Annotated in this window: 28 protein-coding genes, 2 riboswitches and 1 other annotated feature; of the genes, 24 read left to right on the forward strand and 4 right to left on the reverse strand. The window is 36.4% G+C overall.

Annotated elements, in window-relative coordinates:
- Positions 1-80: 80 nt before the first annotated feature.
- From hemE to MHH73_RS07595, 3 genes are all read left to right on the forward strand, one after another.
- Positions 81-1121: a uroporphyrinogen decarboxylase gene (gene hemE, locus MHH73_RS07585; protein WP_191814742.1), complete on the forward strand. Its 1041-nt coding sequence runs from the start codon at positions 81-83 to the stop codon at positions 1119-1121.
- Between the two features lie 37 nt (positions 1122-1158).
- Positions 1159-2094 (forward strand): ferrochelatase, encoded by a 936-nt coding sequence (hemH, locus tag MHH73_RS07590; RefSeq protein ID WP_191814744.1) that lies wholly within the window; start codon positions 1159-1161, stop codon positions 2092-2094.
- Between the two features lie 105 nt (positions 2095-2199).
- Positions 2200-2778 (forward strand): TetR/AcrR family transcriptional regulator, encoded by a 579-nt coding sequence (locus MHH73_RS07595; protein ID WP_191814746.1) that lies wholly within the window; start codon positions 2200-2202, stop codon positions 2776-2778.
- Between the two features lie 452 nt (positions 2779-3230).
- Here MHH73_RS07595 and yhfH read toward each other — a convergent pair whose 3' ends face one another.
- A complete protein-coding gene (gene yhfH, locus MHH73_RS07600; RefSeq protein WP_191814748.1) occupies positions 3231-3365 on the reverse strand; it encodes a protein YhfH in 135 nt (44 codons plus the stop codon).
- Positions 3366-3521: 156 nt separating this feature from the next.
- On the opposite strand from yhfH, the gene MHH73_RS07605 reads away from it, so the two are divergent.
- From MHH73_RS07605 to MHH73_RS07700, 19 genes are all read left to right on the forward strand, one after another.
- Positions 3522-4256: an MBL fold metallo-hydrolase gene (locus tag MHH73_RS07605; RefSeq protein ID WP_191814751.1), complete on the forward strand. Its 735-nt coding sequence runs from the start codon at positions 3522-3524 to the stop codon at positions 4254-4256.
- A 12-nt stretch (positions 4257-4268) separates the two neighbouring features.
- Entirely contained in the window at positions 4269-5255 is a 987-nt protein-coding gene (locus tag MHH73_RS07610; protein ID WP_191814753.1) for a lipoate--protein ligase, read from the forward strand.
- Between the two features lie 212 nt (positions 5256-5467).
- Positions 5468-7027 carry a fatty acid--CoA ligase family protein gene (locus tag MHH73_RS07615; RefSeq protein WP_191814755.1) on the forward strand — a complete coding sequence of 520 codons (1560 nt, stop codon included), beginning with the start codon at positions 5468-5470 and terminating at the stop codon, positions 7025-7027.
- A gap of 61 nt (positions 7028-7088) precedes the next feature.
- A riboswitch (SAM riboswitch) is annotated at positions 7089-7200 on the forward strand.
- A 159-nt stretch (positions 7201-7359) separates the two neighbouring features.
- Positions 7360-8754: an LLM class flavin-dependent oxidoreductase gene (locus tag MHH73_RS07620; RefSeq protein ID WP_191814757.1), complete on the forward strand. Its 1395-nt coding sequence runs from the start codon at positions 7360-7362 to the stop codon at positions 8752-8754.
- Between the two features lie 8 nt (positions 8755-8762).
- On the forward strand, positions 8763-9587 hold the full coding sequence (locus MHH73_RS07625; protein ID WP_404826097.1) for a MetQ/NlpA family ABC transporter substrate-binding protein: 825 nt from the start codon (positions 8763-8765) through the stop codon (positions 9585-9587).
- Between the two features lie 84 nt (positions 9588-9671).
- Positions 9672-9774, forward strand: a riboswitch (SAM riboswitch).
- A gap of 256 nt (positions 9775-10030) precedes the next feature.
- The gene (locus MHH73_RS07630; protein ID WP_191814761.1) at positions 10031-10819 is read left to right on the forward strand and encodes an alpha/beta hydrolase; all 789 of its coding nucleotides are present in this window, start codon (positions 10031-10033) and stop codon (positions 10817-10819) included.
- Positions 10812-10961: a hypothetical protein gene (locus MHH73_RS07635; RefSeq protein WP_191814763.1), complete on the forward strand. Its 150-nt coding sequence runs from the start codon at positions 10812-10814 to the stop codon at positions 10959-10961. The genes MHH73_RS07630 and MHH73_RS07635 overlap by 8 nt, the downstream gene beginning before the upstream one ends.
- Before the next feature lie 20 nt (positions 10962-10981).
- Positions 10982-11149 (forward strand): YezD family protein, encoded by a 168-nt coding sequence (locus MHH73_RS07640; protein WP_191814765.1) that lies wholly within the window; start codon positions 10982-10984, stop codon positions 11147-11149.
- Positions 11150-11174: 25 nt separating this feature from the next.
- Positions 11175-11495: a hypothetical protein gene (locus MHH73_RS07645; protein WP_191814767.1), complete on the forward strand. Its 321-nt coding sequence runs from the start codon at positions 11175-11177 to the stop codon at positions 11493-11495.
- 14 nt (positions 11496-11509) lie between these two features.
- Complete coding sequence (locus MHH73_RS07650; protein WP_191814770.1) at positions 11510-12886, forward strand: LLM class flavin-dependent oxidoreductase; 1377 nt, start codon at positions 11510-11512, stop codon at positions 12884-12886.
- A gap of 13 nt (positions 12887-12899) precedes the next feature.
- The gene (ssuE, locus tag MHH73_RS07655) at positions 12900-13448 is read left to right on the forward strand and encodes an NADPH-dependent FMN reductase (protein ID WP_191814772.1); all 549 of its coding nucleotides are present in this window, start codon (positions 12900-12902) and stop codon (positions 13446-13448) included.
- Between the two features lie 476 nt (positions 13449-13924).
- On the forward strand, positions 13925-14728 hold the full coding sequence (locus MHH73_RS07660; protein ID WP_191814774.1) for an alpha/beta fold hydrolase: 804 nt from the start codon (positions 13925-13927) through the stop codon (positions 14726-14728).
- Positions 14729-14877: 149 nt separating this feature from the next.
- Positions 14878-15654, forward strand: a complete 777-nt coding sequence (locus MHH73_RS07665; protein ID WP_341065942.1) for an enoyl-CoA hydratase-related protein — start codon at positions 14878-14880, stop codon at positions 15652-15654.
- A gap of 590 nt (positions 15655-16244) precedes the next feature.
- Complete coding sequence (locus MHH73_RS07670) at positions 16245-16883, forward strand: pentapeptide repeat-containing protein (RefSeq protein WP_191815034.1); 639 nt, start codon at positions 16245-16247, stop codon at positions 16881-16883.
- Between the two features lie 153 nt (positions 16884-17036).
- On the forward strand, positions 17037-17669 hold the full coding sequence (locus MHH73_RS07675; protein WP_341065943.1) for a CatA-like O-acetyltransferase: 633 nt from the start codon (positions 17037-17039) through the stop codon (positions 17667-17669).
- A gap of 852 nt (positions 17670-18521) precedes the next feature.
- Positions 18522-18746, forward strand: a complete 225-nt coding sequence (locus MHH73_RS07685) for a hypothetical protein (RefSeq protein ID WP_341065945.1) — start codon at positions 18522-18524, stop codon at positions 18744-18746.
- 238 nt (positions 18747-18984) lie between these two features.
- Positions 18985-19974 carry an ABC transporter substrate-binding protein gene (locus MHH73_RS07690; RefSeq protein WP_341069708.1) on the forward strand — a complete coding sequence of 330 codons (990 nt, stop codon included), beginning with the start codon at positions 18985-18987 and terminating at the stop codon, positions 19972-19974.
- 46 nt (positions 19975-20020) lie between these two features.
- Positions 20021-20974 carry an ABC transporter permease gene (locus MHH73_RS07695; RefSeq protein WP_191814782.1) on the forward strand — a complete coding sequence of 318 codons (954 nt, stop codon included), beginning with the start codon at positions 20021-20023 and terminating at the stop codon, positions 20972-20974.
- Positions 20975-20995: 21 nt separating this feature from the next.
- Positions 20996-21790 (forward strand): ABC transporter ATP-binding protein, encoded by a 795-nt coding sequence (locus tag MHH73_RS07700; protein WP_341065950.1) that lies wholly within the window; start codon positions 20996-20998, stop codon positions 21788-21790.
- Positions 21791-21907: 117 nt separating this feature from the next.
- On the opposite strand, the gene MHH73_RS07705 is transcribed toward MHH73_RS07700, so the two are convergent.
- Positions 21908-22342 carry an RrF2 family transcriptional regulator gene (locus MHH73_RS07705; protein ID WP_341065952.1) on the reverse strand — a complete coding sequence of 145 codons (435 nt, stop codon included), beginning with the start codon at positions 22340-22342 and terminating at the stop codon, positions 21908-21910.
- A 184-nt stretch (positions 22343-22526) separates the two neighbouring features.
- Between MHH73_RS07705 and MHH73_RS07710 the strand changes: the two genes are divergently transcribed.
- Complete coding sequence (locus tag MHH73_RS07710) at positions 22527-22982, forward strand: cysteine dioxygenase (protein WP_341065955.1); 456 nt, start codon at positions 22527-22529, stop codon at positions 22980-22982.
- A gap of 2 nt (positions 22983-22984) precedes the next feature.
- Positions 22985-24397, forward strand: a complete 1413-nt coding sequence (locus tag MHH73_RS07715) for a 4-hydroxyphenylacetate 3-hydroxylase family protein (RefSeq protein WP_341065957.1) — start codon at positions 22985-22987, stop codon at positions 24395-24397.
- Between the two features lie 67 nt (positions 24398-24464).
- Here MHH73_RS07715 and tyrS read toward each other — a convergent pair whose 3' ends face one another.
- Positions 24465-25706 (reverse strand): tyrosine--tRNA ligase, encoded by a 1242-nt coding sequence (gene tyrS, locus MHH73_RS07720; RefSeq protein WP_445662517.1) that lies wholly within the window; start codon positions 25704-25706, stop codon positions 24465-24467.
- Between the two features lie 47 nt (positions 25707-25753).
- Positions 25754-25966, reverse strand: a binding site (T-box leader).
- Positions 25967-25970: 4 nt separating this feature from the next.
- Positions 25971-26450, reverse strand: a complete 480-nt coding sequence (locus tag MHH73_RS07725) for a MarR family winged helix-turn-helix transcriptional regulator (protein WP_225230634.1) — start codon at positions 26448-26450, stop codon at positions 25971-25973.
- Positions 26451-26500 lie beyond the last annotated feature (50 nt).

Here is a 26500-nt window from a genome sequence, read left to right on the forward strand (position 1 = left end):
GAACATTTACTAAATAAGAATAATTCTAAGCTTATTTGTATTGTAAATACATAAGGCAATTGAAAGGTGGACGTTATTTAATGACTATAAATGATACATTCCTTAAGGCGGCTCGAGGAGAGAAGACTGATTATGTGCCTGTATGGTATATGAGACAAGCAGGCAGGTCACAGCCGGAATATCGCGCAATAAAGGAAAAATACTCTTTGTTCGAAATTACCCATCAACCTGAATTATGCGCATATGTAACAAGACTTCCTGTAGAACAGTATAACAATGATGCCGCTATTTTGTACAAGGATATCATGTCACCGCTTCCAAGTCTCGGTGTAAAGGTAGAAATAAAATCTGGAGTAGGCCCAGTCATTGATAATCCAATTCGTTCGATGCAAGATGTAGAGAAGTTAGGCGAGATACATCCTGAAGAAGATGTCCCATATATTCTAGATACGATTAAGTTATTAACTAAAGAACAATTATCTGTACCGTTAATTGGATTTACCGGTGCACCATTCACATTAGCCAGTTACATGATCGAAGGTGGACCTTCTAAAAATTATTATAAGACAAAAGCGTTTATGTATTCAGAACCAAAAGCCTGGTTTGCACTAATGGATAAATTAGGTGAAATGGCCATCACATATGTAAAGGCACAAATTAAAGCGGGTGCTAGTGCCATTCAAATTTTTGATTCGTGGGTCGGTGCATTAAACGTAGAAGATTATCGTATTTATATTAAACCTGTCATGGAAAAAATCTTTACTGGCTTGAAAGATGAAGGGGTACCACTTATTATGTTCGGTGTTGGTGCGAGTCATTTAGCGAATGAATGGAATGACCTTCCATTAGATGTTGTAGGGCTTGATTGGAGGTTGCCAATTAGTGAAGCAAGGTCAAGAGGTATTTCAAAGACAGTGATGGGGAACCTAGAGCCAGCTATGTTACTTGCTCCGTGGGAAGTAATTGAGAAAAAGGTCCGTGCTATTCTTGATGAGGGTATGAGTCAATCTGGATATATTTTTAACTTAGGACATGGTGTCTTCCCAGAAGTAAACCCTGAGACATTAAAAAAACTCACATCATTTATCCATAGTTATTCTAAGGAACAATTAGGGAAATAATAAAAGAAAAAGTAATCATTTTTAAAGAGGTGTAAGAATGAATAAAGAAAAAATTGGTTTATTAGTCATGGCTTATGGAACACCTTACAAAGAAGAAGATATTGAACGGTACTACACACATATTAGACATGGTAGAACGCCATCGGAAGAAATGTTAGAAGATTTAAAGAGTCGCTATAAAGCGATTGGAGGAATATCGCCATTAGCAAAAATAACTGAGAATCAAGCGCGATCACTGCAAGAACAATTAAATAAGATTCAAGACCAATATGAATTTAAAGCTTATATCGGGTTAAAGCATATAGAGCCATTCGTTGAAGATGCAGTACAACAAATGCATGATGATGGGATCACAAAAGCTGTTAGTCTTGTTCTGGCACCCCATTATTCTACTTTTAGCATTAAATCTTATAATGGTCGGGCAGAAGATAAAGCTCAGACGCTTGGTGGACCAACAATTTACTCAGTCGATAGTTGGTATAAGGAACCGAAATTTATACAATTTTGGGCAGATGGTGTGAAGAAGCAAATTGCTAAAATGTCAGCTGAGGAAAGAGATCAATATATATTAATTGTCTCAGCGCATAGCTTACCAGAAAAGATTAAAGAATATGGTGATCCATACCCTGATCAACTACAAGAAACAGCTGAGTTGATTGCTAAAGAAGCTGGTGTTCGTGAATTTGCTGTCGGTTGGCAAAGTGAAGGAAATACACCTGATCCATGGCTAGGACCTGATGTACAGGATTTAACGAGAGATTTATATGCAAAAAAAGGCTATAAAGCATTTATTTATGCACCAGTTGGTTTTGTCGCTGACCATTTAGAAGTGTTATATGATAATGACTATGAATGTAAGGTAGTTACTGATGAAATAGGAGCTGCCTACTATCGTCCTGAAATGCCAAATAGTCATCCGGCGTTTATTGATGCTTTAGCAACAGTTGTCCTGTACAGATTGAAAAATAAGTAATGAAATGGATTGCAACCGCTTTTTTTATTTTCATAAAGGAGCGGTTACTTTTTTAAGGGTTTTTTGACAATGTGAACAGTTTGGTCATAGAGAGGGGAGAAATAGATGGCCATTGACCGGAAACAATTAATTATTCAAGCTGCTACAAAATCATTTTCTCTGTTTGGCTATAAAGCCACAACAATGGAGCAAGTAGCCAAAATCGCTAATGTAGGGAAAGGGACCATTTACACTTTCTTTAAAAATAAAGAAGAATTATTCGATGAAATAATTACGGCCCTTATTAGAGAAATGAAAATAGAGGCAGAACAGGTTTTGTCAACGGATTTATCTTTACAAGAGAATTTACATTTAGCTCTTTATCGCATTTTGGAATACAGACTAGAGCATCAATTAACAATTAAGCTGTTCCAAGAGGGAAAAGAAATGGGAACCACTGCAGTTATAGAGATGACGAACAAAATGGAAAGAGAAATCATTTCTTACATAGGGGAAAAAGTAAAAACATTAGGTATTGATAAAGGGGAAATCGAACCGTGCGATCCGGAATTGACTGCCTTTATTATGTTAAAGTTATACATATCACTCATTTTTGATTGGGAAAGGCAGCATGCCCCACTTTCGAAAAGTGAAATTGCTGAGCTAATGGAAAGGTATGTGTTTCAAGGGCTTTTAAAATCATAAATGAATCATAATCAGATCAGTTCGCATATACAGTGTGGACTGGTTTTTTGCTGTTTCTAATAAAGTAATTTAGATGAACAGTTTTTGTGTCGATTTTAAAATCCAAGTAAAAGTCACTCAAATCAAAACTTCAAACAAAAATCTGAGCAAAAGCATTTTTTATGTCATTTAGATCAAAAATCGGAAAGAAAAGCTAAGCTGTTTTTTAACGTAATTTCAGTATTTATTCTTTATACTTTGATTTGTTAGTCAATCCCTGCTAGATGGATTGCTGAACTCGGAGCGTGCTCGTTACTATTATTCAATTTGCCAGTAATATAGGTCTCCCTTATAAACTTTGAACATAACATTTTGTTTGCCATGAAAATGGAGGAAGGCATGCTAAGGGGAGCACGCCTTCTTCTTTTAATTATCATGAGATTTATATAATAATGGATGGGGAAACTAGTATTCTACATATCTGAGACACCTAAACAATGGTCACACTTATTACCGTAACATTCATGTTGCTCTTCGATGGATTTCCCGCATTCAGCACATTGCTTTTGGGGGAGATTCCTAAAGAATTCTAAAATGTTTTGAACCATGGTTGAAGCCTCCTATTGTTAATTGAATTGTTTTAATATTTATATTGTATTATAACAGATTTATTTAGTCAATAACTGTTTCAATACAAATTTGAAAAAATGAAAAAATGGGCATGATTTAGTATAGTTAAAGATGAATCAAAAGGAGGGAAATGTATGAAGTTGACGGTTATAGGTGCATGTGGAGGTTATCCAAAAGTAGGAGAAGCAAGTGCTGGTTATCTTTTAGAACATAATGGTTTCACATTATTAATTGACTGTGGAAGTGCTGTATTATCAAAAATGCAAGAAATTAAACAGCCAGAGGAGTTAGACGCAGTCATTATTTCCCATTATCACCCAGATCATCATGCTGATATAGGTGTACTACAACACGCTCGATTAATTCAAGGATTCTTAGGAAACAAGACAAGTATTCTCCCTATTTATGGGCATGATGAAAATGAATATGAATTTCAAAAGTTAAATTATAAAAATATATCAGAAGGTGTACCCATTAATGGAAGTCTTCCTTTAGAAGTTGGCCCGTTCACGATTACCTTTCAACAAACCAATCATCCCGTATTGTGCTATGCCATGCGCATAAAAGTTGATGATAAAGTAATTGTCTACACAGGTGATACCTCATATAAAGAAGAGTTAGAAACTTTCGCTCACGAAGCGGATCTTCTTCTATGTGAGTGTAATTTTTATGGACATCAAGATGGTCAAAATGCGGGACATATGAATAGCTTCGATGCAGGTCGGTTAGCACAAATAGCCAAAGTGAAGCATCTGCTATTAACCCATTTGCCCCATTATGGTAATATAGAATCGTTAAAGGATGAAGCTTTAACAGAGTACAAAGGACCGATTAGTCTGGCCGCTTTTGGCATGACTTTTGAAATTTAAAGGAGTGGAAACATGAAATTTATAGATAATCAAGGAATTACAGATCCTCGCATTAACTTAGCTATTGAAGAGTATGCGTTGAAAAATTTAGATATTAATGAATCATATCTATTGTTCTACATAAATAAACCATCAATCATAATTGGTAAAAACCAAAATACGATTGAAGAAATCAATACAGAATACGTTGAGAAAAATGGACTGCATGTAGTACGCCGCTTATCTGGTGGTGGTGCTGTATACCATGATCTTGGTAATTTAAACTTTAGTTTCATTACAAAGGATGATGGTGAAAGCTTTCATAATTTCTTGAAATTCACTGAACCAGTGATTACTGCTCTAAAAAAGTTAGGTGTAAATGCAGAATTAAGTGGAAGAAATGATTTGACAGTAGACGGGAGAAAGGTTTCTGGAAATGCACAGTTCTCTACAAAAGGGAGAATGTTTAGTCATGGAACATTAATGCTTGATTCAGAAATTGAAAACGTTGTCTCTGCACTTAAAGTGAAAAAGGATAAGATTGAATCAAAAGGAATCAAATCTATTCGCAGCCGGGTAGCAAACATCTCTGAATTTTTAACTGAGAAAATTTCTATCGAAGAATTTAGACAATTGCTTTTGCAACATATATTTGAAGGTAGTGAAGTAAGTGAATATCGTCTAACCGAAAAAGACTGGGAAGAAATCCACAAAATCTCAGAACAAAGATATCAAAAATGGGATTGGAACTATGGCAAGTCACCAAAATTTGATTATGAGCATTCTAAAAGGTTTCCAGTAGGTTCTATTGACATTAGATTGAATGTAACAAAAGGGCAAATTATTGAATGTAAAATTTACGGTGATTTCTTTGGTGTCGGAGATGTAACTGATATTGAAGAAAAGTTAGAAGGCATCCGCTATGAAAAAAGTGAAATTGAAAAGGCGCTAGCTGATGTAAATATAAAACATTATTTCGGTAATATCACTTTAGAAGACTTTATTAACTTAGTGTACTAGAGCTGTATCAGTCTGTGATTATTAAGGCATGAAAGTATTTTCACCGTTTGGGGGATGAAAAGCTTTTATGCTTTTTTGTTTGATTAATAAAGAAAAAAACAAAGTAGATCTCACTAGACTACTTGAATCCTGAAATTTCTTTTAATATAATAAATTTAGAAAATTTATATTATAAAAATGAATGATTATTCATTCAGAAAAGAGGGAGAAACTTGAATTTAACAAGTCAGCTTCACAAGATTGCCTTAGAAAATGGAGAAAAGAATGCGTATTATTTTATGGATCAAGCAAGTACATATGCTGAGCTTGATGAACAAGTAACTAGGTTTGCTTCTGGACTTTCGTCATTAGGTATTAAAGAAGGTGATCATATTGCCTTGCTACTGGGTAATTCGCCGTATTTTGTTATTAGTTTATATGGTGCGTTAAAGCTAGGGGCAAAGGTAATACCGGTAAACCCTATCTATACGCCTGAAGAAATTGGCTATATTTTAAAAGATGGCGATGTAAAAGCGGTGATTATGCTTGAGCAATTATTACCATTAGCAGAAAAAATGCATCATTTATTAACAGATATTAAGCATTATATTGTCTGCGAAACCGGTCAATCAAACGGACTGTCAACATTGGAAGATAAGTCGGTGTACTCTAAATTGAAATCGTTTTCAGAGGTTGTTGCCAAAGGAAATGTTACATTTGCTGATGCAGATGTTACTCCTGATGATGTTGCGATCATACTCTATACCTCAGGAACAACTGGTAAACCTAAAGGAGCGATGTTAACTCATCGTAATCTGTATAGTAATGCAAGTGATGTCGCGGACTATTTGCAGATTAATGAACGTGACACAGTAATTACAACATTGCCTATGTTTCACGTGTTTTGCTTAACGGTTGCTTTGAATGCCCCACTTATAAGTGGAGCAACGATCTTAATAGACCCTAAATTTAGTCCAAAAGAAATTTTCCGTTTAGTGGAAAAATACAAGCCAACTGTGTTTGCCGGCGTTCCTACAATGTATAATTTTCTTTATCAATATCCTGAAGGCAATCCTGAAGTCTTCCAATCTATGAGATTATGTATTTCTGGAGGTGCTTCACTTCCTGTTGCGTTGTTAGAAAATTTCGAGAAGAAATTCAATGTGGTTATTTCTGAAGGCTATGGCTTATCAGAAGCTTCTCCAGTCACATGCTTTAATCCACTAGATCGTCCACGAAAACCGGGGTCGATTGGCACATCTATTATTCATGTTGAAAATAAAGTAGTTAATGAATTAGGTGAAGAAGTTGCTGTAGGTGAAGTAGGGGAGCTTGTTGTGAAAGGGCCAAATGTTATGAAAGGATATTACAAAATGCCTGAAGAAACAGCTGCTTGCTTAAAGGAAGGTTGGTTATATACAGGTGACCTTGCTAAAAAGGACGAAGAAGGGTACTTCTACATTGTTGACCGTAAGAAAGATATGATCATTGTTGGCGGCTATAATGTGTATCCAAGAGAAGTAGAAGAGGTTTTTTATGACCACCCTGACATTGTAGAAGCGGCTGTATTAGGTGTACCTGATCAAAATACTGGAGAAAAAGTTTTAGCCTATATTGTACCTAAAAATGCAGATTTGACGGAGGCAGATTTATTGGCTTATTGTAAAGAAAAATTAGCCAAATACAAAATTCCTTCTTCTATAGAATTTTTAGAAGAATTGCCGAAGAATACAACTGGAAAGATACTGCGTCGTGCCCTAAAGAAAAAGGTCTTGGAAAATCAAGAAGTATAAGCAAAAAAATATGTTGACAAAAGATTCTAAATATTTTAGAGTTACTATATCAATTAAATAACCACTATCTAGAGAGGTGGAGGGACTGGCCCTACGAAGCCTCGGCAACAGACTTAGCATTGAAGTACTGTGCCAATTCCAGCAAGCTAGCATGTTAGCTTGAAAGATAGGAAGAGAATGAAATATTTATGAGCGTACGTTACCTCTTCCTTTTTGGGAAGAGGTTTTTTTATGGCTGATTGGACGACCAAAAGCGATAAACATTCTTAGCACAATTGATAAATACATTATTATGCTTCTTTTGTAGAAGCGTTATAGGAGGTAATGGCAGTATGAGCCATAAACAAATAATATTGAATGCATTTGAAATGACGAGTGCAATGCACAATTCTCATGGGCTATGGAAGCATAAAGATTCCAAAAGACATCGTGCCTATAAAGATATTCATTATTGGATGGAATTAGCCAAAACTCTCGAGAAGGGGAAATTCGATGCTGTCTTCTTTGCTGATGTATTAGGTGTTTATGATACGTATAAAGAGAGTAAAGAACCTTCAATTAATGATGGATTACAGTTTCCTGTTAATGATGGAGCGTTTGTTATTCCCGCCATGGCAGCAGTGACAGAGCATCTGTCATTTGCATTAACGGTGAGTACAACATATGAGCCACCTTTTGGGCAGGCAAGAAGGTTTTCTACATTAGATCATTTGACAAAAGGAAGAGTGGCATGGAACATTGTTACTTCTTACCTTCCTAATGCGGCAAGAAACTTTGGTTTCAAAGATATGATTAAACATGATAAGCGGTATGAAATTGCTGATGAATATATGGATGTCGTTTATAAACTGTGGGAATCAAGCTGGGAAGATGGAGCGGTGATCGAAGATACAGAAAAAGGGGTATTAATCGACCGTAAGAAAATCCATGAAATTCACCATAAGGGAGAATATTTTGATGTCGAAGGACCGCATTTATCAGAGCCGTCACAACAAAGAACACCTGTTTTATATCAAGCAGGTACGTCTCCTAAAGGGCGTGCTTTTGCAGCAAAGCATGCGGAATGTGTATTTGTAGGTGGACCCACTCCTGAAAGAGTAAGACATTATACAGAGGACATTCGAAAACAAGCGGCTGAATATGGCAGAAATCCGGAAGATATTAAAATATTTACTTTTCTAACAGTCATTGTAGGTAAAACAACTGAAGAAGCGGAAGAAAAATTTGCTGAATACAACCGATTATGGAGTGCGGATGCAGCGAAAGCACAGTTTGGGGGCGCAAGCGGTTATAATGTTGCACAATATACACAGGATGAGTTAGATAACCCATTTGAATTTAAAGCTACAGAGCATGGGCATTATAAAGCGGCTTCATTAACGAAAGATGCAAAGAAAAAGCTATCGATTAAAGAAGCGATTTCTAAATTAGAAGGATTAGATAGAGACAACATAATTATCGGCAATCCAACAGAAGTAGCAGACCAGATTCAATATCAGTTTGAAGCCTCTGGTGTTGATGGTTTTAATTTAAATCATTTAGTAACACCATCAGATTTGGAGGATTTTATTGAGCTTGTTATTCCGGTTCTACAACAACGTGGTTTATATAAAAAGGAATATAAAGAGGGCACGTTAAGAGAGAAGCTTTTTCCTCATGGCTCGCCTCTTTTACCAAGTGGTCATCCAGGAAGTAAATATCGCAAAGGTGAAAAAATAAACAATTAAAATAAGAGGTGAAGATATTGAAAAAAGTTTGGTTACTATACTTTGTTCTGACTTGTTGCGCTGTTTTAAGTGCATGTGGGGCTTCAGGTTCATCTGGGGAAGAAAAGAAAGAGTTGGTCTTAGGGGCGACAGTTCCTTATAGTGATATGCTTGAGCAAGGTGTAGCACCACTGCTTGAGGAAAAAGGGTACAAAGTAGAAGTGAAGGAATTTAATGATTATGTTCAACCGAATATTGCTTTAGATAGTGGGGATTTAGATGGTAATTTATTTCAGCATAAAGTGTACTTAGAGAATTTTAATACCGAAAAAGGGATGGATTTAGTAGATATTATTTCTGTTCCTACAGCGCCAATTGGTATTTATTCAGAAAAATTCAGCTCCCTTGAAGAAGTGAAGGATGGCAGCACGATGGCTATTGCTAATGATCCTACAAACTTAGCAAGGGGTTTAACTGTTGCGCGTGATGCTGGTTTAATAGAATTGAAAGAGGAAATAAACCCTGTCAATGCAACAGTAAATGATGTCTTATCTAACCCGAAAAAATTAAAATTTCATGAAGTAGATGCAGCCCAACTGCCACGATCTCTTGAATCAGTTGATCTTGCTGCTGTTAATGGTAATTTTGCAGTTGCTGCAGGATTAGATTTAACAACGGCAATTTATCGTGATCAAATCCCTGAGGAAATCCAAAATAGGATTGTTGTACGAAAAGAAGATAAAGACTCTCAAATGGCAAAGGATATTATTGAAGCCATAGAGTCTGAAGAATTTGCAAAAGTAATTGAAGAAAACTTTAAAGGTTTTCATCAGCCAAAATGGATGGGGGAATGAGTAAATCATCTTAATTTTTAAAAAAGTAATTGACAAATATTGATAGATATTATAGAGTGAATGATATAAAATTTAATATGATTTTTCTTATCCAGAGAGGTGGAGGGACTGGCCCTTTGAAGCCTCGGCAACAGGCAATTTATTGCACTGTGCCAATTCCAGCAAGCTGTAGCTTGAAAGATAAGGAGAGATAAAGAACGGAACTTTAACCTCTTCTTGTCGGAAGAGGTTTTTTATATTGCATGATTTAATCACCAAGGGATGATCTCCTCTATACAAATGTTGCTTTTAAACTGATTAAACCTATTTGTTAAGTTGGAATTAATGTTGCTGATTGGACCTCCAAAGGCAGTAGTGCAGCTAGATAAACATCAACGGGAAAATCGGCAATGGTAGTCAACCATTGTCCACCAAAATATTGCGATATAAAGGAGGACGAAACAATGAAGAGAGTAGAATCAACTGTTATACCAGGTGCAGATTCTTTTTATTATGAAGGTGGGGACATTGGAATTCTTCTCATCCATGGCTTTGTTGGCACACCACAGAGCATAGAATACTTGGGTGCGGAACTTGCAGATAGGGGCTTTACTGTTCATGCGCCAAGGCTCACGGGTCATGGAACAAAAAGCAGAGATTTAGAGTTATTTGGTTATGAGGATTGGTTCAATGATGTTGTTACTGCTTATAAGCAATTGAAAGAGACGTGCAAACAAGTCTATTGTTTAGGTCAATCTATGGGCGGTGCATTAGCGTTGTTGTTAGCTAAGAAATATGGCGAGTTGGATGGACTGATCCTGATTAATACTGCTTTGACATTACCAGATTACGAGCATTTAAGATATTACGATGAGAAACTCTATATTGAAGAAGGTAGCCCAGATATCAAAAATCCGACTATACATGAAATTACTTACGATAATATTCCAGTAAAAGCAGTCCATTCTTTACAAAAGGTAATGAGTGATGCAAGAAAAAGTTTATCTCATGTTCATTGCCCAATATTATGCTTTAAATCTATTCATGATCATGTTGTACCTCCAGAGAATACAGATCGTATTTTTATAGAAATCCAAACAGATCATAAATGGCTTCGCGTTCTTTACAACTCATACCATGTAGCATCCATGGATTTTGATCAATCCAAAATTATCGAGGATACAACCGAATTTCTAGATACGATGAATAAAGAAAAAAAGAACACGGAATGGGGGGGCAAAGAGGTTGGCTAAGTTTTTACAAAAAGCGATAGCAAAGAGAAAACAAACCTTAATCAACCTTATGCTCACTATGGATGAGATAAACTTCAAGCGACATGAATTGGAACAGTTAACACTTTCAGAAATAGAAGAGATTGTAAAAAGACTAAAATAAGTCTCGTAAAGGAGAATTTTATGGAAAAACAAATTGATAAAGATAAAATTCATACCATTCTCACAACATTAAAGGACCTCGAATATGGTTGTGTCACCATCACTGTTCATGAAGGAGATATTACCCAAATTGACATTACCGAGAAGAAACGATTTGCTTTGAAAAAGAAACAACAAAATAAAAAATAATGGAATAGAAAAAGGAGTGAGTTACATGCAGTTAAAAATTAGTAATCGAACACCGAATGTAGCTAAAAACCTATCGGGCTGCATGTACTTGAATCTACCTGATTTTCATTTTATTAGATGGTGTTGTCAATCTTTTAATATTAATAAAGGAATCTTCCATACGGTTGAACAGTCTCTTTATGAAAAAGGGTTACACTCAATTATTGTTAGGAGGCTGTTCATAATCGCGTTTTTAGATTTTGCCTCGAATCAAATTGAAAATCGAAACAATCAAACGAGAATCAAATTTGGCAAGGGTGGTTTAAGTAAAGCACTTGATGAGTTTTTTATAAAATATCATAACTAAAGGAGAATGAAAAAATGACGTCAAACAGAATGTACCTCAATGCTTTTGATATGAACTGCGCTGGACATCAATCACCAGGATTATGGACACATAAGGATGATCAATCTTCTACTTATAAAGACATATCTTATTGGACACATTTGGCTCAAGTATTAGAAAAGGGACGTTTTGATGCCATTTTCCTAGCAGATGTGCTTGGGACATATGATGTTTATCAAAATTCAAGAGATGCGGCGGTTAAACAAGGAGTTCAAGTGCCAGTTAATGATCCTGCTTTCGTTGTCCCTATAATGGCGCAAGTAACAAAACATTTAGGGTTTGGTCTAACGGTTTCAACTAGTTTCGAACATCCCTATGTATTTGCAAGGAGGATGTCTACGCTCGATCATTTAACTAAAGGAAGAATAGGCTGGAATATTGTCACTTCTTATTTAAATAGTGCTGCACTAAATATTGGACTAGATCAGCAAATCAGCCATGATGAACGTTATGAGATAGCTGATGAATATTTAGATGTTACATATAAACTGTGGGAACAAAGCTGGGAAGACGACGCAGTGGTTTTAGACAAGGAAAAAGGGCTCTTTACAGATCCAAGCAAAGTTCATGATATTAACCATGAAGGGAAATATTTCAAGGTGCCAGGTGCACATCTATGTGAACCTTCTCCCCAAAGGACACCAGTTATTTTTCAAGCGGGTGCATCTACAAGAGGGAGAAAGTTTGCTGCCAAGCACGCAGAGTTGGTCTTTATAAGTGTGCCTACGAAAGAAGCCGGTAAAGTATTAGTCAATAAAATTAGGGAAGCAGTAAGAGCGGAGGGGAGAGACCCAAGTGAGGTAAAGATCCTTTCTCTCGTCACGCCTATTATCGGTGAAACAGCGGAAGATGCTAGAGCGAAGTATGAAGACTATCAAAACCATGCGAGTTATGAAGGGGCATTAGCGTTATTTGGGGGTTGGAGTGGTATCGACTTCTCTGAGTATAAAGCAAATCAACCGATTGAGTATGTTAAAAATGACGCCATTCAGTCAATCGTTGAAACATTTACGAATATTGATTCTACAAAGAATTGGACCGTCGATGACATTGCTAAATTTGTTGGTGTTGGCGGGATGGGCCAAGTGGCTGTTGGTACAGCCCAATCTGTTGCTGATCAATTAGAAGGGTGGAAAGAAGAGACAGGAGTTGACGGGTTTAATGTTGCATATGCTGTCACTCCAGGTACATTCGAAGAGTTTGTTGAGCATGTGATTCCAATCCTACAAGATAGAGGGCTCGTAAGGAGAGAGTATGAAGAAGGTACTTTTAGAAAGAATTTATTTGGGTATGATCATTTGCCAGCACATCATTATGGTAAAAAATTTAGTAAGTTGACAGTGACAAAATAGGAGGCGTCAGAAGATGACAAATGTAGTAATAATATCAGGAAGCACATCAAATAACTCCCGTTTAAACGGATTAGAGCAAGAAGCGATAGCGTTTTTAAATAAAAAGGGCGTGTCATATGAGCAAATTAGAGTAAGGGAGTTACCTGCTGAGGATTTAATTCATGCAAAATTTGATAGCCCAGCAATTATCGAAGCGAATGAAAAAGTAGAAAAAGCAGATGCTGTTATTATTTTAACACCTGTATTTAAAGCGTCTTATACCGGTGTACTAAAAGCCTATTTGGATTTATTACCTCAAAAAGGCTTCATTGAAAAATCTGTCCTACCGCTTGTGATAGGAGGATCGTTCGGACATTTACTAATGATTGATTATGCATTGAAACCAGTTATATCCAGTTTAGGAGCAGAAACAATCCTTCAGGGTGTATATGTTTTAGATAAAGAGATTGAAAGAACAGAAGATCATCAATTTTTTGTCGAAAATCATGTAAAGGAAAGATTAGATAAAGAATTAAAGCGTCTGTATTCATTATTGTCTATGAAGGAATTACAACTAAAATAACTAGAAAATACTCATTGAGGTTGGGACATAAGTATTCTAGTTAATGATTTATCCGAATGATTAGGAGTATCCATCTAATCATTCGGTTTTTTTTGTGTGATTTGAACCCTTATATGAAAAGAATAGTGAAAGGAGCGGAAGACACTCGACTCCTGCGAGAAATAGAGGGAAAGCGAGAGTACGTGAGCGCATTGGAACGGACTTTTTTTGCAAATGATGTTTTAAGATCATCATTGTTATTGTTCTTTTTTGAGGTTAGCTCATTTTGTTATATCCCAGTCTCTCTTTTAATTATTTGAAAAAACTAAAAAAACTGTAATTTGATTCGTTATCAATTGTTTTTTTATAGATAGAGTTGCATAATGGCTTCAAAGACGATAAATTTCAGCGATTGTTTTACCACTACTTTTATGGGTAAAGGCATAGATTATATTAATCAATTGTAATTTTTTATAACCAAAATGGGGGTTGATGATGTGACAACAATGAAATTAAGTGACGGTACAAGTCTTTATTTTGAAGATGTAGGTAATGGTGAAGCGGTCATTTTTATTCATGGTGTATGGATGAGTGGGCGATTCTTTGAGAAGCAGATAGAATACTTCAAGAGTGATTATCGTGTGTTAATCCCAGATTTAAGAGGACATGGGCAATCAGAGAAAGTCCATCATGGTCATACCATTGCACAATATGCCGAAGATATTAGACAATTTATTACCTATTTACAACTAGAGAATGTTACCCTTGTTGGCTGGTCGATGGGGGCATTTGTCATATGGGAGTACTTAAAGCAATTTGGTGATAAACATATTAAATCGACAGTAATTGTAGACGAACTTGCCTCCGATTTTAAATGGCCTGATTTCCCAATAGGTGCCTTTGATATGGAGACTTTAACTAGTTTTATGAGAGAAGTGCAAAGAGACCAAAAAAACTTTTTAAAAGGATTTATTCCACTCATGTTTAAAAAAGAATTAAGTCCGAGCGAGTTAGATTGGATGCTTGAAGAAACGACAAGATTACCTGCTTCCGTAGCAAGTGCCATTCTGTTTGATCAATCAGTCGTTGATTATCGCAGCACCTTACCCGATTACGACATTCCCACACTTCTTTGCTTTGGTAAGGAGGAAAAGTTGATACCAGTAGCGGCAGGCAAGCATCTTTTAAATGCTTTACCAAATGCAAAGTTGCATATATTTGATAATAGTTGCCATTGCCCTTTTCTAGAGGAAACCGATGCCTTTAACAAAGTCGTAGATAACTATATAAAAAGTTTATAAAGATGATAACTAGCTTTCCCTCACAGGAAGGCTAGTTTATTCTTATAAAATTTTATAGGTGAATGTCTTTGTTTTATATTTGAAAGGGTTTTCATGCTTTAGTGGCGAATATTGTTATGAACATTTTATAAGAGAAAAGGAGTCAGAGGATGGAACATATTCAATTAGATATCACTGATTATATTGCTACAATAAAATTAAATCGTCCTGATGCGTTAAACGCATTTAATTACGAAACGTTAATTGCATTACAACAGCAAGTAGAAAATGTTCGAGCAAATCCAGAGGTGAGAGTGGTTATTTTAACTGGGACAGGCAATCGTGCATTTAGTGTGGGTGCAGATCTTAAAGAAAGAAGAAATCTTACCGATGAGGAAGTACGGCGAAACCTTTATAAAATGGGTGATGTTTTTAATATGATTGCAGAGTTACCTCAGCCGACGATTGCAGCTATTAATGGCTTTGCGTTTGGTGGCGGCTTAGAGCTTGCGCTATGTTGTGATTTTAGGTTTGCGGCGGATGCAGCTAAAGTAGGCTTAACAGAAACCGGTCTAGCGATAATTCCTGGAGCAGGAGGAACGCAAAGGCTTCCTCGATTAATTGGTGAAACAAAAGCAATGGAATTAATACTCACAGCGAAGAGGTTAACAGCGATAGAAGCAGAGCAATACGGTATCGTAAATGAGGTGTGTAATAAAGATACATTGTTAGATACAGTCATACAATTTGCACGTAAAATGCTTAATAACGGTCCAATTGCACTTAAACAAGCAAAGTTTGCTGTAAAACAAGGAATGAATACCGACTTACATACAGGATTACATATAGAAAGAAAAGCTTATGAAGTGTTACTACCTACAAAAGATAGAGTGGAAGCATTACAGGCCTTTGCAGAGAAAAGAAAGCCGAATTTCCAAGGAAACTAATTGTTTTAAAAACCCTTTAACAACAATTTATTCGTTAGTTGTTAAAGGGTTTTCTTGTGGAGATAATAGCGGTTGAAAAAACGAAATCTATTTACTTCAGTATCAGACATAGAAGCAGGAAAACCTAGCATACACCCTATAAAACAATATTTTCATTTGAGCAATAAGGTGATAGTAATAGATCCTTGCTTTGGATGGTGAGGTTATTTTCTCTTTTATCATATCCTTTGAGGTTACCATTTTATAATCAGTCCATTGGTTAAGGGTGAAAGGATGATGAGTAGGTTTGCGTTTAAATTCAATGTAAATGTCTTCATTAGGGGAAACAATCATTGGCTTATGGACTTTCCTTTTCCTCTTAACAATGGTCTAACCCTTGTTGTATCTACTCTGCATTCGGGTTCCATTTAACTATAATAATGGGGATTTCTTAGACAAACAATTTCATTTAAGATATGCGTTTTGATTATCCTATGTATCAGAAAATGCATAAAAGTCAAGTCTTGTAAAAGAACGTGTGTTCCCTTATGTTTGTATCAAAAGTTTTTATAAATGGATTATATATTCGTTTGAAAGTAGGTAGATATACAATGAAGCTTGACACACCAAAAATCCCTGAAGATTTAAAGGAAAAGAGATTTACAGATATTTTTTACGAAGAAGATCCGGAATTTGAAATGTGTATGGTTACCGATTCAGAATTTGCCAACGAAGTACTTGATCGAGTCCGACTATATAAAACAGTGATTAGGAATTGTAATTTCTCAAATACGGATTTCAGGCGAATGGATCTTACTGATGTACGCTTTGAGAATTGTAATTTATCCAATGCTAATTTGGGTAATGCCTCTATGAATCGAGTCGAGTTTATTAATTGTAAGTTACTTGGGAGCAGATTAACAGAGTCTTATATCGGTAATACAAGATTTAGGGAATCAACTCTTAATATGGTTACGTTCGGTGACTCAAAACTTGAAAAAGTGATTTTTGATAATGCTGCGTTAAAAAGCGCTGACATTTTTGCCTGTAAACTGAAAAAAGTAGAATTTCTTTCATGCAATCTTAATGGCGCGATCTTTGGAGAGACACCATTAAAAGGAATTGATATAAGCTCATCCAATTTTGATTCTCTAACTGTTTCAATAGACAACTTAAAAGGGTGTATAGTATCAACGTCTCAAGCGATACAATTTGCTTCGTTATTAGGTCTAAAAATCCGACAGTATTGAGCCCTTTTAACTTCGTCCTGTGATTTTAAGTCACTTAAAATCACTTATGAAGGCTTTAGTTATCATAAAAGGCAAAATAAATTTTGATGATAACTAAGCAAAGTTTCTGTTTTGCCAACATGTAGTAATCTTTTAAATGAGAGGTTGAAATAGATGTCAAATTATCAAGTCATTGATTTAGAAAGTTTTCCAAGAAGAAATTATTATGAGTATTTTATAGCGACAGACACAATATTTGAAATGACAGTAAAAATTGATGTTGCGCGAGCAGTTAAAAAATGCAGAGAAGAATCTATAAGTTTTTATGCTTACTCCATTTTTAATTTGACTAAATCGGTTAACAAGATTCCGAATTTGAGGTATGCCCACAAAGATCAGCAATTAGTAGAATGGCAAGAATTAGTGCCAACGTTTACGAACTTTAATCAAGAAACAGAGTTATTTTATACTTTATGGTTGGAAGGATTAACAGATTATAAATCAGTTGACTGCGAGTACAAAAAGCTTATAAAAGACTATGCAAACACAACAGATATCGCACCAATGGAAGATGTCCCACCAAATGTGGTGAACATTTCATCGATTCCTTGGATGCATTTTGAACATTTTTCATCTCACGCAGGAGCTATTAAAAATAATCTAACACCAATGATTACCATTGGAAAGTATGAAAAAGTGGGTTCACAGTTGCTACTGCCGGTGAATATTAAGGTTCATCATGCAACAGTAGATGGGTATCATGTATCGCTTTTTTTTGAAATACTGCAACGTGAAATGAACCGTTAACTTTTAGCACTCTCATTTTAATCTTTTTTGCCATTGTTTCTAAGAATAGAAACTTTAAATATTCATTTTGAGGGTATTCGTTTTTTCTTAGCTTGATGGCTATGGGGTAGAATCCCATAAAAACTTCTAAAATACGATCGAGGCGCAATTATGGAAGATCAACATTAGAAAATGGCCAAACTTTTTTATAATAATAAACAACGTTCAATATTTCACATAGAAAGTTGAAGAAGAATTTGAGGAAGAAAAAACTCTTTTGGAGATGAGTGACATTATAATAGTTGAAAGGATATAAAAAAGGTTGGGACATAAGTATGCTAACTAATGATTTATCCGAATGATTAGGAGTTCTATCATCTAATTATTCGGTTTTTTGTGTGATTTGAACGCTTATATGAAAAGGATAGGGAAATGGAGCGGAAGACACTCGACTCCTGCGGGAAATAGAGGGAAAGCTAAGACCAGGCAATGCCTTAGGAGGCTCAGCCCCTCTCCGCGGAAAGCGAGTGACTGTAGCGCAATGGAACGGACCTTTTTTCCAAATGATGTTTTAAGATCAATTTGTTATTGTTCTTTTTTGAGGTTAGCTAAAGGAGATCTAAGGAGGAAAAAACATGAAAAAATTATGCAATTTATTGGCAATTAGTTTATTATGAGTATGTAAGGTATTTGAGCCTGTACCAAAAGAATTAGTAATAGCGGCTCAAACGGCGGGAAGAACTTTACCTTATATGTACCATCATCTTATGAAGGGAGTGATTAAGTTTTGTTAATGGTGATGTTGCATGGCTGCACGCAGGATGTTAGTCAATTTGCAACAGGCACAAAATGAATGCGCTTTCATAACGCGTTTTGTATTCTGAACAAAAAGTTTTTGTTAATAATAATGGTTGGAATTGGTTTGAAGTCGGGAGTCTAGATCATTGCAGATATGGTAAGAAAAATGTGCTGCAGATGATTGTAACTGAAAAAGTACAATTTCGCTTAAAAGCGAACACAACTGCAGGATTCAATGCTATTTATGTAGAATTGTATGGTGGGGAAAAGGATATCCATAAGCCGATCCATTTTAACTAATAATGGAAGTGGAATATCCTCAATTAATTGAAAATTTTAAATAATTAATTATGTTTAGTGTTAGTTCCAATTTCATGGAATACATTCTATTTTTTAGTGTCAGATAACATAAATTTTTGGAAAATAATAAAAAGTTCTTGTCTCCTTAGTATTATATGTATATAATTTAATGAACCAAAGCACAAAAGCATAAAAGCGATAAAGTAAAGGGGATGAATGAATAGTGAAAAAGAAAAAAATGTGGAAATCATTATCGACAGTTGGATTATTAAGTGCATTGATATTGGCAGGGTGCGGAAACTCTGAAGAAACAACGAATGAAGCAAGTGGAGAAAGCGGTGAGAAAAGCTATCAAGTCGGTATTACGCAAATCGCTGAACATCCAAGTTTAGATGCAGCATCTGTTGGCTTTCAACAAGCATTGAAGGATGAGGGATTAGAAGTAGAATTTGATACACAAATTGCCCAAGGGGATCAAAATAATAATCAATCGATTGCGAACAACTTTGTAAGTGATCAGGTGGACTTAATCTTTGCCAACTCTACACCAAGTGCACTAGGTGCATTAAATGCAACAAAGGATATCCCAATTGTGTTTACTTCAGTAACAGATGCGGTTGGGGGTGGACTTGTTGATTCCATGGAAGCACCTGGCGGAAATATTACAGGCACATTAGATAATCACCCAGACGCTATACCGAACACAGTAGAATTCATAGACAAATATTTTGATATAGAAACAATTGGTGTTGTTTATAATTCTGGTGAAGCCAACTCTGTATCGCAAATTGAGACAGTGAAAGAAGTAATAGAAGGAACGGGATTGAAATTAGCTGAAGCAACTGTTTCAACATCAGCTGAAGTAAAACAAGCGACAGAATCATTAGTTGGTAAAGCAGATGTCCTTTATATCATTACAGATAATACAGTAGTTACAGCTCTAGAGTCAGTCGTTCAAGTGGCAACAGATAAGAAAATTCCACTTTTTGTTGGTGAATTAGATTCTGTCGCTCGTGGCGGATTTGCTGCATACGGGTTTGATTATAATGATATCGGTTATGAAGCAGGTGTGATGGCAGCAGAAATATTAAAAGGTGAGAAAGAAGCAGGCGAAATGGATGTACAATATCCACAAAACTTAAAGCTTGTTATAAATAAAAAAGCGGGTGAAGCAATGGGTGTTGAACTAAATCCTGAATGGGAAGAATCTGCGGAATTTATTGAATAATGACAGCTATCTTAATCAGCACGACAGATGAAAGGGAGAGAGCATAATGCCTTCAGCAATATTTGGCTCCATTGAAGCAGGTGCAATTTATGCATTAATGGCGTTAGGTGTATATTTATCTTTTAGAGTATTAGATTTTCCTGATTTAACTGTTGATGGTAGTTTTGTGACTGGTGGAGCAGTTGCTGCCGTTTTAATTGTAGGTGGAACGAATCCATTCTTAGCAACTATTTTAGCTTTCGTTGCTGGTTTCCTAGCTGGCAGCGTGACAGGGTTACTTCATACAAAAGGAAAGATCAATCCTTTATTATCAGGGATTATCATGATGATTGCTTTGTACTCTATTAATCTACGCATTATGGGTAAGTCGAATATCCCGCTATTATCAGAGGAAACCGTCATTACAAAACTAACTGATTTTTGGCAAGGATTAGGTTTAGATAGTGCTTTATCTTTCATTGGCTTTGTGCCAAAAACATGGGCAATCTTAATTCTTATGCTCATATTGGCTCTTTTTGTCAAAGTCATTATTGATTGGTTCTTGAAAACAGATATTGGTCTGGCCATTCGAGCAACAGGTAATAATGAAACAATGATTCGTAGCTTTTCAGCGAATACAGATACATTGAAAATATTAGGTCTAGGTTTATCGAACGGTTTGGTAGCTTTATCAGGTGGGTTAGTGGCACAATACAATGGTTTCAGTGATGTTGGGATGGGTATAGGGATGATTGTTATCGGACTAGCCTCTGTTATTATCGGTGAAGCGATTTTTGGCGCAAAAACAATTTTTCGAGCAACGTTAGCTGTTATCGGTGGGGCGATTCTGTATCGTATTATAGTTACATTAGCGCTACGCGTGGAGTTCTTAGAAACGGGAGATATGAAATTAATTACGGCATTGATTGTCGTCTTCGCGCTTGTACTACCGAAGATTCTTGAGAAGCAAAAAGAGAGACAACGAAAGAAAAAGCGAATGCTTCAAGCAGGAATGGAATAAGTAGAAGAGAGGGGTGACGACATGCTTGAATTAAATCAGATTCATAAAATCTTCAATGAAGGCACACCAGATGAGAAGATTGCGCTAACACAGATGAATCTCGATCTTCATCAAGGCGATTTTATGACGGTCATTGGTAGTAATGGGGCAGGAAAATCGACTTTAATGAACATTATATCAGGGAAGTTAATACCGGATATCGGTCGAGTAATTATTGATGGAAAAAATGTATCGAATGTAAAGGAAAATAAACGGGCACGTCTAATAGGGCGTGTATTCCAAGACCCCATGGCAGGGACTGCACCGGCGATGACAATCGAAGAGAACTTAGCCATTGCCTACACAAGAACGAGATCACGCGGCTTGCATATAGGCGTTTCGAAAAAAAGAAAAGCGTTTTTTCAAGAAAAACTAGAGATGCTTCATTTAGGTTTGGAAAACAGGCTGCAAGCAAAAGTGGGTTTGTTATCAGGTGGTGAGAGGCAGGCATTGTCTCTTTTAATGGCAACCTTCACAGAACCTAAAATCCTTTTATTGGATGAGCATACGGCTGCTTTAGATCCATCCCGGGCAGAATTAATTACGAATTTAACGAAAGAAATTGTTGCTAAATATCAATTAACGACATTAATGGTAACTCATAATATGCAGCAAGCGATTGACCTAGGCAATCGGTTAATTATGATGGATAAAGGACAGATTATTTTCTCTGCGGATGAGAAGCAAAAATCGCAGCTTACAGTTGAGAAATTATTACATGAGTTTCAACAAATTCGTGGTGAAAAAATGAACAGTGACCGTGCAATCCTTGCATAAATGAAGATTCTAGTGTGAGAAAGAGTCCGTTAGTGGACTCTTTTTTGTGTTGCGGGACTTGGATTTTATGTTTCTTCAATAGAATGTTAATCAATCCGATACCACGGTGGCTTTTATTTAATGATTTTGCCTTGGTGAAGGAATGTTGTGGTTGATCAAATCTTGTAATGACACTTGATCTAAGATGAAGGCAATTTCTTCACGCAGAAGTGCCCATAATGGCTGAAGGACGCACCCTTGATCTTCTAATGGACAGTATTCATAAGCAGTGATACTGACACAACTCATTGGTGCAAGTGGGCCTTCTAGCTGACGAATGACTTCTCCTATATTAATCTCATGACTTTCTTTCTTTAACATATAGCCCCCATAGACACCTCGTTTACTTTTTACATAACCATGGCTTTTTAAAAGAAGCAGAATTTGTTCTAAATATTGAATAGGTACTAATGTTTTTGCTGAAATGTCTTTGATGGTTATAAGATCTCCTTCATTTTTCCCAAGAACAATTAATGAGCGCAGCGCATATTCCCCTTTACTCGATATTTTCAAAGTACAGCCTCCTGTCAAACATCTTATAAAAGGTTATTAGTGCTTCTATAGAAATATAACCTAGGCTTCTACTCATTTTCTGGCATTTTACTCACGAAAGTACAAGCCTGTCATATTGTATTTTAGAAAGTTGATAAAATCGATCAACTATTCATGGATTGCATACAAAGGAGCGATTGACACCGTGACAATTCAAGAAAAGATTCGCCAAGCTTTACAAGGGAAAGAAGTGCCTTTCGATAAGGCGATTCGTTCATTAAATATTCGTTCAAAAGAGTTGGAGCCTTATATTAAACAACCACAAGGGAGGTTAGAGTATGGAAGAAACGTCATTTATCGCAATCAGGAGGTTGAGGTCATTGTCGTGTATCTTCCGCCATTTGCTAAAACGCTTGTCCATGATCATGGTTTTTCAAAAGGAGAAGTGCATGTTGTTCAGGGAAGCTTGCTTAATCTCATTTATAATAAAGATTTATCGGTTAATAAAATCGAGTCATATCAGGCAGAGGAGTTTTTTCATGTAGAGGGGGACACCATTCATCTCATGTTTAATCCTACGCCATTTGAGGTCATTAGTTTTCATGTTTATTCACCGCCATTAGCGCATAACCAGACTTATCCTGCTGAAGGGAGAGGGTAAGCTTGTTTATTGAAAGTTTGAAGGATGGCAGAAATGTTTGGTTGAATGGTAACAGAATTGATATTACCGAAGATGTAAATTTTAGAGGTACGTTGACGACGATTGAATCATTGTTTTCACAATTAACGAACCCAAAGTTACAGCAATTAATCGGATATTTTGATGATGATTTACAGCAATGGGTGCATAAGGCTTTTTATTTACCGAGAGATGTCACTGAATTACAGCAAAGGCGCACGGCTTTTGAGGCATGGGCGAAAGATACGAACGGCATGATGAGTCGACTTTCCGATTATGCCCGTTCGCGAGTGACCGGCTGGTATGCAAATAGAGGAGTATATCGTGAATTAGATCCGCATTTCCCAGGAAAAATAGAGGCTTATTATCATACTGCCAAAAGAGAAAATCGTTTCATTGCCATTGTTCAAAGAGATCCTCAAATCAACCGAAGTGCTAATGAGCATTTAAATACGGATAAGTTAGGTTTATTGAGAATTACAAAGAAGACAAAAGAAGGCGTATATATTAGTGGGGCTAAGATGATTGGCACTTCCGCACCTTATGCCCATGATATTATTGTTTATCCCTTAGCACCTTTAGATGAAGCGAAGAAAGATTTAGCCCATATGCTGATTGTGCCCGCAAATGCTAAGGGTTTGCATATGGTTTGTCGTGAGTCTTTTGCAGAAGCGTCGCAAGTTGAACATTTCCTTAGTGCACAATACGATGAAATGGATGCTGTACTGATTTTTGATGATGTCTTTGTGCCGTGGGAGAGAGTTTTACTGCATGATAACCCTAGTGCTTTAGCACAAATAAAAGTTGATTCTATTTCTAATAGCTTAGCGTATCATCAAGCCATTGTTCGCCTGCAAACGAAGTTATCTTTTATGGCAGCAGTGGCAAATGCCATGGCCCATGTGATCGGAGCAGATGGCTATTTACATGTACAAGAAAAGCTAGGGGAACTTATTATCCAAATGCGCACAATTGAAGGGTTAATCATTGCTGCTGAACAAAATGGAAAGTTAGAGAAAGACATTTATATTCCTGATTTTAATTATATTCAAACAGCGAGAGTACTTGGTACAAAATACTATCCAAATGCAGTTGAAATCATACAATTAATAGGTGCTGGCGGATTGATACAATTACCTTCGTCCATGGCGGATTTATCGGGTGAAATCAGTCAGTTGACACAAAAATATTATAAAGGGAAGAATGCTACTGCAGAAGAACGGACGAAGCTATTTAAATTAGCTTGGGATTTAATAGGCTCACCTTTTGGTTCTCGTCATGAATTATACGAGCGCTTTTATTCTGGGGATCCGATGCTGCAAACAGCAGATATGTGGCGGAAATATGATAAGAGGGAGTGGGCGAGACAGCTAGCCCCATTTTGGAAAAACAGTTGATAGAAGAAGAGTAAACGATAAAAATAGCCACCTGATTAAAGGTGACTATGGCAAATCATCTCACAACCTAATTCTTTAACAATAATTTCATGAATTTTCTTTTACCTACTGAAACAATCATATTATGCTTAATCGCAATTGTTTCCATATCAGCGGTAATTTTTTCACCTTCTATTCTAATTGCGCCACCAACAATCATTCTTTTAGCCTCGGATTTTGAAGAAAGTAAGCCTGTATCCACTAACAATTGCACAAGAGTGATAGAAGTTGGGCCAGACCATGTCATTGTCGGCAGATCTTCTGGTAATGCTCCTTTTTGAAAAATCGTAATAAATTGTTGTTCTGCTTTTTCAGCTGCCTCTTCATCATGGTACATTTGGACAATTCGCTTTGCCAATTGCATTTTTACATCTCGCGGATGAAGGGTTTTCTTATCTAGCCCTTCTTCTATCTCAATTATTTCTTCCGGTGTGAGAGTGGTAATAAGTGTAAAGTACTTCTTCATGAGTTCATCCGGAATAGACATCGCTTTCCCGTACATTTCGTTTGCTGGTTCATTAATGCCGATATAATTATTCTTGGACTTTGACATTTTCTCCACACCATCTAAACCTTCAAGTAGCGGCATCAGTAGCGCAATTTGCTTCGGTTTCCCAAATTTCTCTTGAAAATGTCTACCCATTAGGACATTAAAGTGTTGATCAGTACCTCCTAATTCAATATCGCATTCAAGCACAACAGAATCGTAGCCTTGCATGACTGGGTAGAAGAATTCATGTAAGGAAATCGGTTTCCCGTAAGCGATTCTTTCTTCAAAATCATCACGTTCCATTAAACGGGCAATGGTAATTTTCCCTGCTAATTGAATGACATCATCAAACTTGAGCTGAGAGAGCCATGTTGAATTATAATGTAATTCGACTTTTTCCATATCGAGTACTTTACCGAATTGCTCAAAGTAAGTTTGGGCGTTATGCTTCACTTCTTCATCGGTTAACGGTTTTCTGGCGATGGACTTACCTGTCGGATCACCAATCTTACCAGTAAAATCCCCAATTAATAATTGAATCGTATGACCATTGTCTTGAAATTGCTTTAACTTTTTTAATACAACCGTATGACCTAAATGAACGTCAGGAGCTGAAGGGTCTAAGCCAAGTTTAATCTTTAACGGTTTATTTAATAAAATCGACTTTGCTAACTTCTCTTCTAATTCTTCGGTAGGTATAATTTCTTGTACACCTTGTTTGTATAACTTTAATTGTCTTTGTACTTCGTTTAATTGCTTGCTTGATAATTTTTCTTTCACGATTATTCACATCCTTAAAAAATAATAAAAAAACCACATCCCTCATAAAAAGGGACGTGGATTACACGCGTTACCACCCTAATTGAGAAGTAAAATACTTCTCCACCTCAACAGTTAACGAACGTAGCCGTCCATTGCAAGCAGCAATGAAAGTTCAAGAAGTTGTACTTCGCTTCATCCTATATACCGACTCTCAGCTATTCGTCAGCTCTCTGTGATAGGGAGGAGGTTGCTACTAAGACTTCTATCATCACATTTTCTTTATTAAAATTTATTGTCTTTAATAAGCTTGTAAAGAGTTGCTGCTAATTGCTTTTGATCGTCCGTTTTTAAACCTTTAACAATGGCGATTTCTCCCTCATGAAATTCGGGGTATAACTCTTCAATGACCTCTTTACCCTTAGGTGTAATCACAACAAAGGTGTTTCTTCGGTCTCTTGGGTCGGTTTCCCTTCTGCATAATGACTTATTTTCTAATGTGCGCATAATATTACTGATTGTTGCTTTTGATACACCTGCAGAAAGGGCAAGCTCTTTTGTTTCCATTTTTCCATATATCCATAAATCATATAGAATCGAAAAGGATGTCCAAGAAATTTTATGCTTGGCTAACACTTCTTGCTCTAGCTTATTTTTAATGCCTTGGCCAATGCGATAGAGGCTAGTGACTACGGCGATTGCATTCGGCTCTATCGTTGTTTTTTTACTTATCTTTTGAATGATTGTTGACTCTTCAGTGTGCAAATAGCCATCTTCGTCTAATTGATGAATAGGATCAACCCCTTTATTTTCAG

Origin of the sequence: Cytobacillus sp. FSL K6-0265, assembly GCF_038003465.1 — a bacterium.
GTDB classification, from domain to species: Bacteria; Bacillota; Bacilli; order Bacillales; family Cytobacillaceae; genus Cytobacillus; species Cytobacillus stercorigallinarum.